This is a genomic window from Paludibacter sp. 221, from assembly GCF_010501035.1.
GTDB lineage: Bacteria > Bacteroidota > Bacteroidia > Bacteroidales > Paludibacteraceae > QVMH01.
The window spans coordinates 14,886-32,755 of record NZ_QVMH01000058.1; the positions used below are offsets into that span (position 1 = coordinate 14,886).

Annotated in this window: 16 protein-coding genes; 8 read left to right on the plus strand and 8 right to left on the minus strand. The window is 39.9% G+C overall.

The window, feature by feature from the left end; all coding sequences use genetic code 11:
- Nucleotides 1–26: 26 nt before the first annotated feature.
- On the minus strand, nucleotides 27–1,313 hold the full coding sequence (gene murF / locus D0T49_RS11515) for a UDP-N-acetylmuramoyl-tripeptide--D-alanyl-D-alanine ligase (protein WP_163631596.1): 1,287 nt from the start codon (nucleotides 1,311–1,313) through the stop codon (nucleotides 27–29).
- A gap of 800 nt (nucleotides 1,314–2,113) precedes the next feature.
- On the opposite strand from murF, the gene recO reads away from it, so the two are divergent.
- Entirely contained in the window at nucleotides 2,114–2,836 is a 723-nt protein-coding gene (gene recO, locus D0T49_RS11520; RefSeq protein ID WP_163631600.1) for a DNA repair protein RecO, read from the plus strand.
- Nucleotides 2,837–3,157: 321 nt separating this feature from the next.
- Here recO and D0T49_RS11525 read toward each other — a convergent pair whose 3' ends face one another.
- Entirely contained in the window at nucleotides 3,158–3,505 is a 348-nt protein-coding gene (locus tag D0T49_RS11525) for a C-GCAxxG-C-C family (seleno)protein (RefSeq protein ID WP_163631602.1), read from the minus strand.
- Between the two features lie 75 nt (nucleotides 3,506–3,580).
- Between D0T49_RS11525 and D0T49_RS11530 the strand changes: the two genes are divergently transcribed.
- Nucleotides 3,581–4,099, plus strand: a complete 519-nt coding sequence (locus tag D0T49_RS11530) for a hypothetical protein (RefSeq protein WP_163631605.1) — start codon at nucleotides 3,581–3,583, stop codon at nucleotides 4,097–4,099.
- Nucleotides 4,083–5,099, plus strand: a complete 1,017-nt coding sequence (locus D0T49_RS11535) for a radical SAM/SPASM domain-containing protein (protein WP_163631608.1) — start codon at nucleotides 4,083–4,085, stop codon at nucleotides 5,097–5,099. The genes D0T49_RS11530 and D0T49_RS11535 overlap by 17 nt, the downstream gene beginning before the upstream one ends.
- Before the next feature lie 143 nt (nucleotides 5,100–5,242).
- On the opposite strand, the gene D0T49_RS11540 is transcribed toward D0T49_RS11535, so the two are convergent.
- Nucleotides 5,243–6,919, minus strand: coding sequence for a GIN domain-containing protein (locus tag D0T49_RS11540; RefSeq protein WP_163631611.1), 1,677 nt, complete (start codon nucleotides 6,917–6,919; stop codon nucleotides 5,243–5,245).
- Between the two features lie 21 nt (nucleotides 6,920–6,940).
- The gene (locus D0T49_RS11545) at nucleotides 6,941–7,270 is read right to left on the minus strand and encodes a PadR family transcriptional regulator (RefSeq protein ID WP_163631638.1); all 330 of its coding nucleotides are present in this window, start codon (nucleotides 7,268–7,270) and stop codon (nucleotides 6,941–6,943) included.
- Nucleotides 7,271–7,678: 408 nt separating this feature from the next.
- On the opposite strand from D0T49_RS11545, the gene D0T49_RS11550 reads away from it, so the two are divergent.
- Nucleotides 7,679–8,572, plus strand: a complete 894-nt coding sequence (locus D0T49_RS11550) for a bile acid:sodium symporter family protein (RefSeq protein ID WP_163631614.1) — start codon at nucleotides 7,679–7,681, stop codon at nucleotides 8,570–8,572.
- 61 nt (nucleotides 8,573–8,633) lie between these two features.
- Here the strand turns inward: D0T49_RS11550 and D0T49_RS11555 are convergent, their stop codons facing one another.
- Entirely contained in the window at nucleotides 8,634–9,182 is a 549-nt protein-coding gene (locus tag D0T49_RS11555) for a hypothetical protein (protein ID WP_163631617.1), read from the minus strand.
- Between the two features lie 252 nt (nucleotides 9,183–9,434).
- Between D0T49_RS11555 and D0T49_RS13140 the strand changes: the two genes are divergently transcribed.
- Nucleotides 9,435–9,563 (plus strand): hypothetical protein, encoded by a 129-nt coding sequence (locus D0T49_RS13140; RefSeq protein WP_255495868.1) that lies wholly within the window; start codon nucleotides 9,435–9,437, stop codon nucleotides 9,561–9,563.
- A gap of 283 nt (nucleotides 9,564–9,846) precedes the next feature.
- Here D0T49_RS13140 and D0T49_RS11560 read toward each other — a convergent pair whose 3' ends face one another.
- Together D0T49_RS11560 and D0T49_RS11565 are read right to left on the minus strand one after the other, a co-directional pair.
- The gene (locus D0T49_RS11560) at nucleotides 9,847–10,380 is read right to left on the minus strand and encodes a hypothetical protein (protein WP_163631620.1); all 534 of its coding nucleotides are present in this window, start codon (nucleotides 10,378–10,380) and stop codon (nucleotides 9,847–9,849) included.
- A 368-nt stretch (nucleotides 10,381–10,748) separates the two neighbouring features.
- On the minus strand, nucleotides 10,749–11,132 hold the full coding sequence (locus D0T49_RS11565; protein ID WP_163631623.1) for a hypothetical protein: 384 nt from the start codon (nucleotides 11,130–11,132) through the stop codon (nucleotides 10,749–10,751).
- A gap of 475 nt (nucleotides 11,133–11,607) precedes the next feature.
- Between D0T49_RS11565 and D0T49_RS11570 the strand changes: the two genes are divergently transcribed.
- The 3 genes from D0T49_RS11570 to D0T49_RS11580 all read left to right on the plus strand — a co-directional run bounded on the left by D0T49_RS11570 (nucleotide 11,608) and on the right by D0T49_RS11580 (nucleotide 16,172).
- Entirely contained in the window at nucleotides 11,608–12,891 is a 1,284-nt protein-coding gene (locus tag D0T49_RS11570; RefSeq protein WP_163631625.1) for a M23 family metallopeptidase, read from the plus strand.
- Nucleotides 12,892–13,328: 437 nt separating this feature from the next.
- Complete coding sequence (dut, locus tag D0T49_RS11575) at nucleotides 13,329–13,763, plus strand: dUTP diphosphatase (RefSeq protein WP_163631628.1); 435 nt, start codon at nucleotides 13,329–13,331, stop codon at nucleotides 13,761–13,763.
- A 582-nt stretch (nucleotides 13,764–14,345) separates the two neighbouring features.
- Nucleotides 14,346–16,172: a tetratricopeptide repeat protein gene (locus D0T49_RS11580; protein ID WP_163631631.1), complete on the plus strand. Its 1,827-nt coding sequence runs from the start codon at nucleotides 14,346–14,348 to the stop codon at nucleotides 16,170–16,172.
- A 50-nt stretch (nucleotides 16,173–16,222) separates the two neighbouring features.
- Here the strand turns inward: D0T49_RS11580 and D0T49_RS11585 are convergent, their stop codons facing one another.
- On the minus strand, nucleotides 16,223–17,485 hold the full coding sequence (locus tag D0T49_RS11585; RefSeq protein WP_163631634.1) for a hemolysin family protein: 1,263 nt from the start codon (nucleotides 17,483–17,485) through the stop codon (nucleotides 16,223–16,225).
- Between the last annotated feature and the right edge of the window lie 385 nt (nucleotides 17,486–17,870).

The following is a 17,870-nucleotide window of genomic DNA, read 5'->3' on the forward strand; positions in this document are numbered from 1 at the left end:
CCATTTTTTTGCAAAAAAATTCCTTTTTAAAACTTATCAATTACCTGTTCAAGTTTTATACCTCTTGAGCCCTTTATCAGAATATAAAAATTCTTCACCGGATGCTCAGCAAGGTAAACATTCAACTCTGCCACATTATTAAACACCGGATATTGCAAAGTGTTCGCCTTAGCAAATTCCGTTCCTATCAGAATAACATCAGTAAATTTATTCCTCTGCAACAGTTCTATCACATTTTCATGTTCCTGTCCGCTATCAGCTCCAAGCTCCAGCATATCGCCCAAAACGAGCATCTTATTTACAGCCGTTAGCTGCGCAAAATTATTTATAGCCATCGCCATGCTGCTTGGGTTGGCATTGTAAGCATCCACAATGAGCTTATTATTCCCTGTATCAACAAACTGCGAACGGTTGTTTTGCGGAACATATCCCTCCAAGCCTTTTTTTATTTGCCCGTTGGGAACGGAGAAATACGCCCCTACCGTTACAGCAGCCAAAACATTCTCGGCATTATAAGCACCTATCAGGTTTGTTTTTACCTGAAATTCCCCCTCTGCCGTACTACATTTCATTTCCAGAAAAGGCGATGAATCTGCAACTGCACCATCCACATAATTTATAAGTTTATCTCGCAATCCGGCTTCTTCCGCCATTTCACAGAGATGCTCGTTTTTCGGATTTATAAAAACCTGCTTCCCGTTCCGCGCGATATATTCATACAGCTCTCTTTTGGTTTTTTTCACCCCCTCAAACGACCCGAATCCTTCCAAGTGTGCCTTGCCTACATTGGTAATCAAACCATAATCAGGCCGTGCAATCTCACAAAGCATGCTTATTTCATCCGGATGGTTTGCACCCATTTCCACTATTGCCAGTTCATGCTCCCTTGTCAGTTTCAAAAGAGTGAGCGGCACGCCGATATGGTTATTCAGGTTGCCCTGTGTATAAAGTATATTGTATTTTTCGTTGAGCACAGCCGCCATCAGTTCCTTTGTAGTGGTTTTTCCGTTAGTCCCTGTAATAGCTACAACAGGGGTAGCCAATTGCCTGCGGTGAAAAGTAGCGAGCTTTTGCAAAGCCTCCAATACATTGTCGGCCAATATAAACCGTTCGTCAATTTCATATTCCGGCTCGTCAATCACAGCATATTTACACCCTTTCTCCAACGCTCCAAGCGCAAAAGCATTTGCATCGAAACTATCCCCTTTCAGCGCAAAGAACAACGAATCGGGCGCACAATTCCGGCTATCGGTGCATACAACAGGAAACTGCCGAAAAATAGAATAAAGCTGTGCTACGGAGTCGAGCCTCATATTATACTCAAATTTGAAAAAACACGGTTAGCTGCAAAAATAAACATAATCGGATGAATTGCAGGCAAATTCAAATGATTATTAACAAAAATAGTTAGATGTTACGAAATATGAGTAGAAAGGGAAAGATGAAAGGGAAAAGTATAAAGTTATTTACTTGCCTCATCCGTCCAGCGGCTTTAAGTTCGCTTGACGGATAAAAAGAAATAAAAAACATAGGCTTACGCAGATGGTATATTCCGATGTATCGGCAATATTTATCTGTGTGTTGCTCGCAAGAGTAAGCAATTTGAACGGCATGACTGCTTTTCAAGCAGGACACGGACTACAATTTCCGACACGTCGGAATGTAGCATCCGCGCCAGCGGGGGGAAAGGGAAAAGTATAAAGTTGCTTACTTGCCTCTCACCTTTGTCCCTCAGTTCGGCGTAGCGTCCCACTACTGCCGCTGATAGAAGCAAAGCTCCGGCTTTGCAAAACAAATATAACTTTTGTCTCATCGGATTTCTTTGCAAACCAAGAAATCCGAAAGGACAAAGGGAACGTGAATGAATAGCAATATGACAATCAGAAGTAACTTAACCCCTCTCCTCAAGGAGAGGGGCAGGGGGTGAGGTGAATAAAACAAAACATCAATAACCCGTAAAGCGGACTTTAAGCCGCTATACGGAAATAATAATTAAAAATTAATAACTAATAATTAAATCCGTGTTCCTATGTGTAAACTACTAACTGAACCTATGTGTCGTAGTATTAATAAAATCATTATTTTTGTATTACTGATTAGAATCACCCCGTTTATGCAAATAAAGACCACTGGCATTGTTCTTCACACCGTAAAGTATTCCGATTCGGCGAATATTACCACTATTTACACCCGCGAGTGTGGACGTGTGCCGTATATGGTTTACGGGGCAAATAAGAAAAAAGCAGTTTGCCGTGCGGCTTTTCTGCAACCTCTTTCTATTGTCGACTTGGAAGTAACACACCATCCGGGAAAGGAGATACAACGGATAAAAGAAATAAAAGCCGGATACCTCTTTGCCGAAATACCGTTCCATCCTGCAAAAAATGCCATTGCCCTGTTCTTGTCCGAAGTATTATTCAGGGTACTGAGGCAAAGCGAGCCCGACGACGAGCTTTTTTGTTTTCTTGAGGAATCAATTAAAACACTTGACCTTTCGGGAGAGGGAACATCTAATTTTCATCTGATTTTTTTGGTGAAGTTGACCCGTTTTTTAGGATGCAGCCCGAACTACGAACAAGAGAATTCGGGCTATTTCGACCTTATAAACGGAGTGTTCCTCAGGCAAAGACCTATTCACACACATTATCTTATTCCTGATATTTCTAAAAACCTGCTTTTGCTACTGAATACTGATTATGGCGAAATAGAGAATGCTGTTTTTTCAAGAAAACAAAAAATAGAATTACTCGAAAGCCTTGTAGAATACTACAAACTGCACATCCCCGATTTCAACGGGCTTCATTCGCTTGAGGTATTGCAAAATGTATTCGATTAAATCACTTTCCATCCTCTTAAGGAAGTTAAGTTTCATCTAAAATAATTATTCATATATACGATGCACACCGTAGATGTGTAAGTTTGGTAGAAAACACAACCAAAAACCAATCGCGTACCTACGGTACGCTACCTCATGCGCTGAAAGCGCAGGTAAATTTTAACTTGGGCTTACAGCCCTCGTAAGTAGCAACACTGTCTCACGGGATTTGCAATCCCGTGATTTATTAACTGCGGATTTTTAAATCCGCTATCAGGATATCACAGAATTGACTTTCGTTCAGTGCAACGTTCCGCTACGCTACTTTGCAAACAGAACTAGTCACTTATCACTTCCATCAAGCCTTTTCTGAATCAGTTCGTCGGCAAAGCGGACACATTCCACACATGGGGTTTTCAGTTTTTTCAACTCCCTGCAATACACCGACCCAAGTTTGGCGGCAAATTGTTTTTCTAAAAACTCCTTTTCGGACGACTCTAATAACGATTCGGCAGCAAAGAGCGCCCCGCAAATTCCATCTTTAGCCCTGCCTCCACCGTAAGCCCTGTAATCCTCTATCATTGATTCCGGAACATTAAAATCCGCTTGAAAACCTTTTAAAATAGTTTGGGCACAGTTGAAATTATCAGGCTGTTTATGAAAATATTCTTCTGATTTTTTCCTCTTCATACATTATTCTATTATATTTGTAAAGTTACAAAGTAATGATGAAAAAATAAAATCGATTTTTCAACTCCGTCCACCATGAAAATAAAAGACATTTTCTCACCGTTTTTTTTCGTTGTTTTAGGGATTGCTTTTTTAGGTGTTTCGGCATGGGTATTTCTAAGCAACAACAAAAGCGCCAAAGCCATACGCTACAAATACCGCTTGGGAGGGATGATATTGTCGTTATCATTTTTTACCACCTCGTGCATACCGCTCACTACCTGTTATGACCCTGCACCTATCGACAATACCATTTACCTATCCCACTACGGCGAAAATTCATTCGCAATAGGCGATACGCTTTTTTTCTCTATCGAGAGCCCTACTTATCCATATTATTCGTATCTGATTTCCGATTCCACTTCTACCAAAAACCTACAGGAAGGTATGCTCAGCTCCTCCGAAGACCATTGGAGATACCATGTGCCACTAACAGAAAATCCGGAATATACAGGAAAGATTAATATTAAAATTTTCGGGGAAGAAACAAACGAAATAAAACACTCGAAGCTACTTTTCACCGGAATATCAAACATACATGCCGAAGAAAATTAATCTTGATGTGTTGATTTTTGAACTTACTGATGCTTGTAACGAGCGTTGTAAATTCTGCTACAACCACTGGAAAGGAACGGATAATGTTGTTAAACAAGAAAAAACAAACTATGCGAAAACAAAAAAAGTTTTGCAAAAGGTTTTTTCGCAAGCCGATGTAGGTTCCATTTCGTTTTCGGGAGGCGAGCCAATGCTTTTTCCACGCATACACGATCTTATTTTATTCACACGATTTCATAAAACGAATGTTTCCGTGCTTACCAACGGAACTTTGGTAACAGAGCAGGATTTAAGAATATTTTCACAGTTGGGCGTATCACGCATCCAAATACCGATACACAGCGCAAACCCCGAAACGCACGACGCAGTAACACAGGTTAAAGGCTCATGGGAGAAATCGGTTAATACCGTACAGAAAATAGTGGCTCAAGACGCTGATAAATTCAGTACGGTGTTAGTGCTTACAAAGCAAAATTTACCCGATTTAAACGACACATTATCATTATACCACGATTTAGGAATACAATCCGTGTTGGTAAACCGTTTCAACATTGGAGGCGAAGGGCGTAAATACCGCCACGAACTGGAACTGACACACACGGAATTGAAAGAGGCTTTTTCCATTATCAACGACTTTTCGAGGAACAATGTGATGCGATTTTACAGCGGTGTATGCACCCCCATTTGTGTATTAAACCCGAAGGACTATCCCTGTATCAGTTTTTCTTTTTGTAATACGGATATGTCCAAACGCCCTATCACAATCAACCACGCAGGCGACGTACGGTTTTGTAACCATTCGCCAAGGGTACTTGGCAATGTGTTTGAAAAACCGTTACACGACATACTTTTCGACAAAAGCATCGCCGAATACTACAGCTCAACCCCCGAATTTTGCGTCTCGTGCCAATTATTAAAAACCTGCGGGGGAGGTTGCCGTGCAGCCTCGGAGCAGGTTTATGATACCTTTGCAATAGTCGACCCAATTATGACGATATAAAAAGCTACCGGTTTCACCGCAATAAACGATGAAACCGGTAAAAATTTCAACAGCAAATATTTAACGAGATAAAAAATTACCTGCCGAGTAAACAAACATTTATTCAACAGGTAATTCAAGGAAACAAAGTGTATTTTTTTTAACTACCGGATACTTATGCTGGTTCCTATACGGTCGGTTTTGGTAACTTTTTTGGGGCTTCCTTTGCAGGTTATTTTTGCTGCTCCGCTTGCATCGGCACTCAGGCTTTCCGAAGCATACAGCGATGCCGAGCTTGCCCCTGACACATTTACCTTAGCATGCTTGGCATACAAGCCTTCCGCATCAATTTTGCTTGCGCCTACAGCTTTTATTCTCAAATTTTGGCAGCTTCCTTCCAGTTCCACTTTGCTTGCACCCTCCAAATCCATCTTAAAGGTATCTTGTATGTCAACGTCGAGTTCGGCCTTGCTTGCACCCTGCAACAGCATATAGAGATTATCGCTCTTTATTTTAAAGTCTGTTTCTATCTCGCTGGCTCCTCTGGCTACTATCTTATCAATATACTGCGTAGATATTCTTACTTCAATAAGTTCATTCAAAGTAATACCGTTGGAATGGATAAAAAGAGTTTCGTCGCGTACTTCGGTAATTATCCTGTGCATAAAATTTTCGCCGGCACTCACTACCAACAATTGATTAGGCGATTCCTCCAGTATAATCTTAAAAGTTCCTGATACATCTATCGCTTTAAAATCATCTACGGTGCGTATCTCATCGGTGTCATTGGTATTATTCCACGAGAGCGACCAAACTTCACCGTAATTGTTTTTCCACGAAACTGCCGATTTTGTACCCACACCTATCAGCATAAATATACCGGCAAGCCATAGTACCAATGCCACCCAAAACGCAGTACGCGATTTGGAACGATGCCCCGACGCAAGCCTCACAATTCCGTAGATGAATAAGAATATGGGACAGCCAACAACCAACAGCAGTGAGATAATGAGCAGGACGCTGTTTTCAGGAACAAGGAATCCCCATTCGGGAATAAAATCGAAGAAAAATGCCGGAGCAAATATAGCCGACACCAGCAATGCGAACAATACTATAACAAGAATAAACCCGCCAAAAGCCAATACACCTGCAATAATACCGCCTAATATCTTGAGTATCCATTTAAAAATCTCCCCCAAGCGGTATCCCACACTCCGGGTCGATTCCTTAAACTTTTCACTCTCCACATAATTTTTCACATTGTCAAATTCTGCCTTTATATTTTCCACCGTTACTTCTTCGCCCTGCATCTCGAGCCGCTGAGAGGGCGTTACTGCATTAGGAGCAATAATCCATGCCAGAATATAAAAAACAATGATAAACCAGCCTCCGCCCACAAGACTAAGGATGAAAAACAATATAACAGCTACAACACGCACAATGGTAACATCCCAATTGAACTGTGCGGCTATACCGCCAAAAACACCTCCTAAAATGGCATTGGATGGGTCGCGGTAAAAACGGCGTGGTTTTTTCTTTTTCCTTTCGGTATTCGAACTTTGCGCCTGTTCTTCGTCGCTATCGGCAAATTGGCTTGGATTGCCCATCACACTGATAATGTCCTGAACATCGGCCAGCGTGATTACTTCTTTGTTGCGTTGCAGCTTTTCGCCGAAAAGCTCTGCAATGCGGGCTTCTATATCCGCTATTATCTCATCCTTTTCCTCGTCCAGAGAAAAATGTGAAGCAATGTCTGCCAAGTATTTGTTCAGCACATCGTACGCATCATCATCAATATTGAATACAATGCCGTTCAGATTTACAGTTAATGTTTTTTTCATATCGCGCTGTGTTTATTATAATTACAATTCTTTTTTAATCTTATTTACCACTTCATTTATTTCGTTCCAAGCTACGTCCAGCTCACCCAGAAACTCCTCGCCCTTGGCAGTCATTTCATAATACTTACGCGGGGGGCCTTGAGTCGATTCCTCCCACCGATAATCGAGCAATCCACTGTTTTTCAGCCGCGTGAGCAAGGGATACAAAGTTCCTTCGACCACAATCAGGCGGACATCTTTCAGTTCGGAAATAATATCCGAAACATACGCAGGCTTTTTCTTCAGAATAAGCAAAATGCAATATTCCAGATAGCCCTTCCGCATTTGTGATTTAATATTATCTACATTCATCATTTTTTATATAATCATTTAGAACCTGTTTCATAACGATGCTGCAAATATAAGTTAATACACAGTACTATGCAATACATAGTACTAAAACCAAACAAAGTATTATAAATTAATAAAATTCAATTATTTTAAAATCAGAACATTGCAAAAACAAACAATATCACGCATTAACCTTATTTAACTTTTTGAAAAATAAAAAACGCCTCTCACCCATCCTGCTTTTTGTTGCCCGAAAGATAATATGCGTTACACTCAGTCCTACCTTTCAGGCAAAAAAGACGAAGCATTTTATACCCTCTCATGTATTAATAGCTCGTTTTAAAACACCTTGATATATTTCTCTCATTCGATACCGAATTTTGTTTTTAGTTCTTACCTTTGCACACTCAGCTTAACAAAACTGATAATATGCTTAACAAAATACGCCCTTATATGATGCCCGCCGCTATGATTCTGGGCGGGATTTTTCACCGTTTTTTCGCTCACTTTACGTTCCTCACACCTTACCTCATTTTCTCGATGCTGCTGCTTACCTACTGCAATCTTTCGCTCAAGAACATCCGCTTCTCACGTGCGCACGTTTGGCTTATTGCAATACAGGTATTCGGAAGCATAGGCGTCTATCTTTTGCTGAAGCCGGTCAACCTGATTTTGGCACAAGCGGCTATGATATGTATATTGGCACCTACGGCAACCTCGGCTCCCGTCATTGCACGCATGCTGAAGGGCAATGTGGAAAGCCTTACCGCCTATAGCCTCTTATGCAACACTACGGTAGCCATCGTAGCCCCTATTATGTTTTCATTTGTAGGCAGTTATCAGGAGATACCTTTTTGGGAATCTTTCTTTATCATAGCCCGGCAAATTGTTGTCTTGCTCATAGCCCCTTTTCTATTAGCAATCGTTGTGAGGAAGCTACTGCCGGTGGTGGAAACCAAAACCCATTTGTTTTCCAATATCTCATTCGTACTCTGGAGCTTTGCGCTTACGGTGGTAACGGCTAAAATAATAGAATTTATCCTTGTACAGGATTCTGAAAACTATTCGATTGAATTAATCATAGCCGGAGTTTCGATGGTAATATGTGTACTGCAATTTCTGCTGGGCAGGAAAATAGGCCGCAAGTATGATGATACCGTAGCCGGAGGGCAAGGCTTAGGACAAAAAAATACGGTGTTAGCCATATGGATGGCACAAACGTACCTTAATCCCATCGCATCATTAGGGCCGGGCACTTACGTGCTATGGCAAAATATCGTAAATTCGTACCAAGTATGGAGGACGCGAAAAAGTCTGGAATAAAACAAAGCGAGACATTAAAATAATGTCTCGCTTCGTTTTATATTAGATATAGAATTATCTTTTAGAAACGCATCCTCATAGTAAAACCTACTGAGGCCGAAGTAGTATTGTTAAACGAAATAGGCTCAACATAAGGCGACATCTCCCACTCTATCCGCGAAGTATTGCGAATATCCTGAATATACATATTGTTCACCTTTGCAACGCGTACCGCATCTACAATCGACCATATATCGAGTACCACTATTCCTGCAAGCCCTAAAAATATAGTCCCAAGCCCTCTGGTACTTACGCCCGTCGAATAATAAGGGTCGTAATCCATATTATTTAAAGTAAGTTGCATCATTCCTATGCTTGTAAGCACATAGCAACCGGCTACTCCGCCCAGAAATGCGAATCCGCGTCCTACTTCACCGCTTATCATTTGTCCCAATCCGGGAATGAAAAAAGAAGCTACACCTGCAAGAGCCGGGCTGTGAGGGTCATCATATTGAGGAATGTATAACTGATAGTTATAATGCTGTTTATTAAGCTTATAAGCCTGAGCATTCACTTTTGTTGCAGACAGGACACACACCAGCGCAACGGCTAAAAGAATAATTCTTTTCATACAATTTTTTTGATTCCTTTTTTATTAAACAATATTTTAATTTATACAAACATACGTAAAATGTCCTTAAAATCAATAACTGCAACAAAAAAAGGTTAAACATCCCAAAAGTACATAAGCCAATAAGGTTGACTTGCTCTTGTTCGTATAATTACTAAGTAACAGTTAGGAAATTAATCAAATGTCTTTAATTATCCTTTCATGTATATAATAGTGGGTTATTTTTTCATGCCTGAAAGGCAATATTTACATATGGAACAGTCCGATGTATCGGATACCGCATGCAAGCGAAGCGCAGCTTGTGGTAACAACCCACTCATTACACTTTGGCTGAAAGCAAGACAAAGGCTTTCAGTCCTGCCTTTCAGGCAGTATTTATGAGTTGTTCTCTTCCGCAGGTCGTTGACCTGCGGTTATGGAAGTTTGACTTTTCAAGTCAACATACTTTTTTAAAATATATATAATTTCCTAACAACCTCTAAGGTTAATCAACAAAATAAGGTGCTTGATAAAAACCTTATTTTCAAACAATAACCTTAGTAACTAATACTACCTGACAATAATAACCTTATTACCTTATTTTGGGCGGTAATAATTTAAAAGTAGCAAGACTGATTATTTTACTTTCGGACAAACCATTCTATTACCAATATATAATTTTGATTTATTTTTTTGTCTTTACCAGCTCTTTTATCTTTTTTGCTTCTTCCGGTGTATTGCGGCGGGCATCGGTTGCATTTACAAACTCGAAGGGGACATACGTTACTACCTGTGTATAGCAAATGTTTCCGTCGGGAGTAGCAGCTACCCGTAGTTTTAAAGCATCGCTAACCGAGGTTTTTAATTTCGACAAATCCTGTACATTACCTTCGGAAACGAGACGAACTAACCTGTCACGCTCTTTTATATCGAAAAAAAGCTCTGAAAAAGATATTTTTTGTTTATTGCCTGTTGCTTTATATTGTGTTTTACGAAAGAAAACAGAAACAACTCCCCACGCTAAAAGTATGATTCCACCTACAATAAGCAAAGGGCTAATTATGCTATTGGGTGCATTTGATATTTGCCAACTCAAAAAAATAAGCCCTATTCCTAAAATAATTAAAACAATACTCAACACAATAGATGGTTTTGACTTGTACACAACATTATCACCTAAATTGTCTAAAACTTGCTCGATCGATTCTCTCGTCTCCATAAATTTAATTTTTACTTGGATTATAATTAATAAAATTTGTATTTACACGGTATTTTACGAAAGCCATATCACCGCTTTCATCGTTCTTTTCCTAAGCTATTTCTTCTGTATCCTACAGCAGTACATTTACCTTAGAGGTGGTCTAAATTTATCTTGCGAGTAAAATTTAAAACAACCTCTTAGCCTATAAAAAAACATATAGTGTACCTAATAAGATAGAGTACACTTCAGAATAAAATAAGATTGATTGATTTTTTTGTTCACTGCCTGACGGAGTACTTTTTCTTTCAAAAGAAAATAGTTTTCGTCAGGCAAATGGAGAATTGCAATAAATAAGATGCTTGCAATCTATGTGGAGGAAATTGTTATCAAATTATCAGTTTACGCAGTGCAAAGATATAGTATCCCCACATCCTTTTTTCGGCATAGAATGAAACATATATTGACTTAGTGGTATACAGTTTTTGATACGCCAGCTGTGTAAAACATGCAACCCGTGAAAAACGGAATTCATAGTTTACTTTCGAAAAGGCGTGTTGAACCCTTGCTGAAGAAGAGCCCCTGTTTATGCCTGCTGAAATAAACGGAGTATCAAGAACTGTAAAGAAATAATCGTTCTGAGAAGAAGATTCATTACTTACAACTTCGTAGCTGCTTGTTTCTAAATTGTCAGCACAAACACTTACACTTATTGCGGTTGCCCCAAGGGCAAGTCCGACAATTAATAATATGTTTGAAATAATTCTTTTCATTTTGTGCTGAATTAAAAAACAATCAAATGCAAATTTCCGTTTAATTTTTAATTATTACAAATTTTATCAGGCAAAAATCTAAACATTTTCTCGCTTGTATATAATTGACACACCAATTCAGAAAAAGGATGACCTCAAAAAATTTATTTTTTTTCGAATCATCACTGTCTTTTTCAGCAAAACCTATCTACACATACTTACAAGCGGTTTTTTAGTCGAAATAACGTTTTATATAAAAATGATATTATTTCATTTTTTAACTTATTTTCAAGAAAAAAGAAGCTGTTTTCTCACAAGATATCCCAAACCTTACACAAAAAAATCACCGGGAGAAGATAAGAAAACCCGAATTAACACGTTGATTATTTTGGAAAAAGCACTAATCATAATTATAAGGTTTTTTATAATCTCCATTTAACAAAATGGAACTAATTTTGTAACAACAAAAATTCAGAAGTATTAAAGCATCATCATAATGAGAAATATTATCAGGATAACATTCATATTTACATTAGTATTTATATTAGGGGCGTGCTCAAAAAAAGCCAAAGAGCAAAACACACAGTGCGAACACTCAGAAGAAAGAGCAGAGATAGAACACATTTACCGGTTCGGCATCTGTATCGACTCGCTCGACGTAAACGAATATCAAATAAAAAGTGGCGACAACCTGTCGAAAATATATTCGGACTTTGGTTTCTCAGGCAGAGAAATAGACCGGATAGTAAAAGCATCCTCCAACCTCCTGCCTCCGAAAAGCCTGCTCCCCGGTACAAAGTATTATTCCTTTACCACTCAGGAGGACACACTGCCCAAAATCACTAACATTGTTTTTGCCCGTTCCAAAACAGATTTTGTTGTAATAGACCTGACAGCAGACAGCATTAAGGCCGATACATTTAAAAAACCTGTGACAATAAAGCGGAAATACTCCGAAGGAACAGTAGAAACCTGTCTGTGGGATGCCATTGTAGCGAGCGGAACCGACCCCATCATTGCATTAAAGCTATCGGATATATACGCATGGCAGATAGACTTTTTCGGGATTCAAAAAGGCGATGCCTTCAAAGTAATATACGATGCGGCTTATATCGACGATACCATCCCGTTAAACGTCGAATCGGTGGAAGGAGCAATATTTACACACAACAAAAAAGATTACATTGCCGTACCATTTGTACAGGACGACGCACGCATATTTTTCGACGAAAATGGCAACAGCCTTCGCCGTGCCTTCCTGAAATCTCCTTTGGATTTTTTCCGCATAACCTCCAAATTTACAAACTCGCGTTACCATCCGGTACTGAAAAGATACCGCCCGCATCATGGAGTAGACTATGCAGCACCCGTAGGCACACCCGTAAAAACAATAGGCGATGGGGTGGTAATAGACAAGGGGTTTCAAAAAAACGGAGGAGGATACTATCTGAAGATTAAGCATAACTCCGTGTACACCACCACCTATATGCACCTGAGCCGCTATGCAAAAGGAATCCAAAAAGGCTCGCGCGTAAAACAAGGAGAGGTAGTAGCGTATGTAGGCTCTACAGGATTATCCACAGGCCCTCATCTGGACTTCCGTGTACATAAAAACGGTACTCCGATTAACCCTTTGACGATGGAGGCTCCCGCCGACATTCCGGTTAAACCCGAATTGTCAGACAGTTTCATGATAGTAAAGCAAGGGATATTAAACGAGATTGCGTTCTTCAATACTGTGGTAAACGACACTACCCAACTTTTGGCCGGAAATAATTAGAGATTGTAAATTAACTTTAAGAGTATTTTATTTAAGGGCAAACGCGTCAAAATATGCAGAATTACTATTTTATTCTTTCGTAGCCATAGCTAATCTTTCCGCCTCAGCTGGTGAGCGTTAAGAAATTCAGCGTAACGTAGCACTTTTCCCCTCTCCTTAAGGAGAGGGGGTAGGGGGGTGAGGTTGGAAAAAGTAAAAGCCTGTCCGGCTCGAGGACAAAAGAATAAAAATTGAAGACATCGTAACTTCCCCTAAATCCCTCTATAAAAGAGAGGGACTTTGAGGCTAATGAACGGAAGAGCAATATCTTGGATGAATTGAGTGCTTAAAATGTAATTTTGATGAGGTTACCCTAATTTTATTTAAGGAGGAAATACTTCTTAAAATAAAAATTGTACTTTTGTGCTATCTCATTAACTCTAATTTTAAAAAACTATATGGAAATTAAAATAGTCAATCGGTCGAAACACGCATTGCCTGAGTACGCCACTCCTCTTTCAGCAGGACTTGATTTACGTGCCAACCTGAGCGACCCCGTCACATTAAAATCGCTGGAACGGAAACTTATCCCCACAGGCCTGTTTATCGAACTACCCGAAGGGTATGAAGCACAGATACGCCCGCGTAGTGGTTTGGCAATAAAACACGGCATTTCGCTGGTAAACACACCCGGCACTATTGATGCCGACTACAGGGGCGAAATCGGCGTAATTGTAATAAACTTATCTAAAGAAGATTTTGTGATAAACGATGGCGAACGTATCTGCCAAATGGTAATTGCCAAACACGAGCGCGCCGAATGGATAGAAGTATCGGAACTGGGTGAAACCGACCGGGGAGCAGGAGGATTCGGACATACAGGGAAGAAGTGAGGAAAAAGTAGAAAGTACTAGAATGAGGAAAAAGGGAAAAGGGAAAAGTATAAAGTTGCTTTATTATCTCTTATTCCCTACTTCTTATCTCTAACCTACTTCCCCCTCGTTTGTAACGAGGGGTTAAATGGGGATTACGTTTGAAACGTAAAACAACAANCCTCTCGTTGCAAACGAGAGGGAGAGAATAAAGCAAACATAATTTACCCGTAAAGTGGACTTAAATAGATTAAAGAATCAAGAGCCAAGAATTAAGAAAGAGGAAAAAGGTGAAAGGGAAAAGTATAAAGTCACTTACTTGCCTCTTACTTCTTTGTCTCTCCAAATGGCGCAAGTTTAGCGTAGCGCAACTTGTGCCGAAAATAAGTGCAGTTTTAAACTGCGAAAAAATATAGTCACAAGTCACAGACTTGCGCTAAATATGGGTAACTAAATAATAACTAATAATTAACCATTAATAATTAATGTCCCCGTGTCTTAGTGTCTCCGTGTTTAAAAAAAAATAATAATTAAACATTGACAATTAATAATTAACCACGTGTCTCTGTGTTGGAAAAAACAAAACATTTATACTACTCAATAATGCAGTGGAATCTACAAAAAAACGTTCGGACAGAATTTCTTGAAACATATTTCAACAGGCTTAAAAAAGTCTGTTTCTTTTTCGTATTGTTGCTACTGCTTCCGGCCTGCTCTTCGCTAAAAAACTCGCCGAAACAACGAACCATTTCTACCGATTTAACCGACGATTCTACAAGAAAACAATTCTATTACTATTACTACGAAGGTTTGCGCCTGTTGGATAATAAAGAGTACGACCAAGCCCTCGAAACGCTGCTTCTTTGCTACAGCATAGATTCGCTTAATGCAGGGCTTAACTCGGACTTAGGCATGTTGTATGCTTCCATCGGATTTATGGACGAATCTATCCGGCATTTCGAAAAAGCCGTTGAACTACAGCCTGCAAACTGGTGGCACAACCTGCGGTTGATTAATTTGCTATCCGAGCAAAAAAAATACGACCGAGCCATTGAGCTTACAAGCAAATTACAGAAGAGATACCCTTACAGGGAAAACGTTTACTTTACACTGGCTTCTCTTTATACTCAAACAAAAGAGTATAACAAGGCTATCGAAACCTACGATAAACTGGAGAAAATAACTGATATAAACGAATACCTCGCGTTCGAAAAATTTCGTTTGTATGTACAGGCAGGCAAACCAAAAAAAGGAGTTGCAGAAATAGAGAAACTCATCGAAAAATATCCCGCCGAAATACGGTACAAGGTTTTAAGAGGCGATATATACATGCAACAAAAGATGCCTGAAAAGGCATTGGAAATATATGAGAGCGTGCTTGCAGAAGACCCACAGAACCCGCAGGTTTATCTCTCCCTGTCGGACTATTACAATGCAATGAATGAAGCCGAAAAGGCTCTCGAATTTATTGTGGAAGCCCTGAAAAATGAGCAACTCGACGTAGAAACAAAAATGGGTATATTGGGGAACTACATTGAAAACTTAGTTGCTGACAAGAAAAAAATAGATGAAACCGAAGAACTATTCAAACTACTGATTGAGTATTATCCGCTGGAAGAGCAGGTACATATATATTATGCCCTTTTTCTGGAATTTCAGGAACGCCGCGATGATATGCTCGAAGAGCTGGAAACCATCTTATATATCAATCCGCAAAACGAAGCGGTGTGGATGCAAATATTCCAGATTTATTTTGCGAAAGAAGATTTTGAAAAGGCTGTAGCAACAGGTTCGAATGCAATAGAAAACCTGCCGGACAACCCGGCCATGTACTTCTACAAGTCCATTGCACAGGCACAGCTCAAAGACTACGACGGTGCTTTGGAAACAAGCCTGAAAGCCCTTACATTGTTCGAGGACAATGGCAGTGGCAAGAAAAAGCTGATGAGCGACATTTATTCGCAGATAGGCGATATTTATTATAATAAGGACGAAAAGCAAAAAGCATTCGGAGCCTACGAGAGTGCGCTTAAAGTATATCCGGGCAATATATACACCATGAACAATTACGCTTACTACCTCTCGCTCGAAAAGGAAAACCTAAGGCATGCAGAGCGTTTGAGCGCAAAAACGGTGGAAATGGAACCCCGCAACAGTACTTTTCTGGACACCTACGCATGGATACTGTTTCAGCAGGAACAATACTCGCTTGCAAAACTATATATCGAACGGGCTATTGATAATCTGGAATCGGAAAAAGAATCGGGCGTACTTTACGACCATTACGGCGACATCCTTTGGAAAAACGGGGACGAAGAAAAAGCACTCGAAATGTGGAAAAAAGCACTCGATACAGGCCTTGAATCCGACACCTTAAAACAAAAGATAGAAACCAAACAATATATAGAAGAAAAGAAACAGGCAGAATAAAGTTGTCATTATATTCTGCCTGCAAATATTCCTAAGTTCGTAGCCTGTAGCTACTTCTTTCTTACCAGTATTTTATCAATTCGTGCGCCGTCCATATCTGCCACTTCGAATATGAAGGGGCCCCACTCTACAGTTTCGCCTGTAACCGGAACATGTTCGAGCAATTCGAGAATCAGTCCGCTGATAGTATTATGCCCGTTGTCAGCATACAGGTTTTCAAGCTCAAAATAATCCAGAAAGTTGTAAAAAGAACATTGTCCGTCCACATACCATCCACCCTCCGCGCGTTCGATAATTTCGGGTTCGTCGGTATCGTCAGGAATTTCGCCTACCAAAGCCTCCAGAATATCCATAAAAGTAATTATACCCTGAACGCTCCCGAACTCATCGAAGATAAGCGCCTGTTTCACATGCTTCTCTTTCATCTGCTCAAAAGCCCGGTAAACATCCATATTTTCGGGAAAACACGGTGCCGGCGTAGTTATGCTCTTCAAATCGAAGGTAGGGTTATCTATTTCACAAAACAAATCCTTCAGGCTCACCATACCTACAATCTGGTCTAAGTTGTTATCAGCTACAGGGTACGACTCGAACAAATGCAGGCAAATGATGCTTTTTATTTCCGGAATCGTCATACCCACCTCAATCCATACAATATCGCTACGGTGTGTCATAATCGACTCCACTTTACGGTCGCCCAGCGTAAATACACGCTCTACAATATCCTGCTCTATTTCCTGCACCTCGCCGCCCTCAGCACCTTCCTGAATAATCGATTTGATTTCTTCTTCGGTCACTGCATTATTCTCCGGTTTTATGCGGAACAATTTTACCAGTCCGGCAGTACTCTTGGACAGCACCCATACAAATGGATAAGTTATCTTCGAAAGAACATTCATCACTGGAGCCATAACTTTGGCTATCTTATCAGAGGCACTCATTCCCAAGCGTTTGGGCACAAGCTCCCCAATAACAAGGGTAAGGTAAGTAACTATAATAACAATAATAACCTTTGCCACAGTATAGGCGGTGGCAGGAGCAAGTCCCATTTTTTCGAACAGGGGAGAAACTTCGCCAGCCAGCACATCGCCCGAATACATACCGGTAAGGATACCAATGAGGGTAATCCCGATTTGAACGGTGGATAAAAAACGGTCGGGCTGTTCGGCCAAGTCCAGTGCTGTTTTTGCCGATTTGCTTCCTTGAAGCGCCTCCAACTTTAATTTTGATTTTCGGACAGATACAATGGCTATTTCCGACATGGAGAATACGCCATTCAATAATATAAGAGCTAATACGATTATAAAATCCATTTTTAAAATATAAGAATACTTCCCGAAATCCGCCTAAAGGAGACTTCAAGGGTAAAATAATAAGTTTTTAGATGATTAGTGAGAAAAAATAGAAAACTATATGCCTAAAGAAATTCTTTAGGAGTAAGCAACGAAAAGTTCTTTATCTGGCTGGTGGTTCCATGAGATTTGTAGTAAAATATCGGCTAATATAGTTATACAGTTGATGCAACAATTGTTTCATTATATTATTATAACATATTTAAAAGGATTTTAGTTTAGTACATGACAAAAAACAGAATAGCAATCAGTAATTTGCTGACATTAAATGATTTTGTTTAAGTTATTATCTACTTCCTTTTGCCTTGATGCAAAAGGAACAAAAAATCAAGACTGTGCCCGCTTC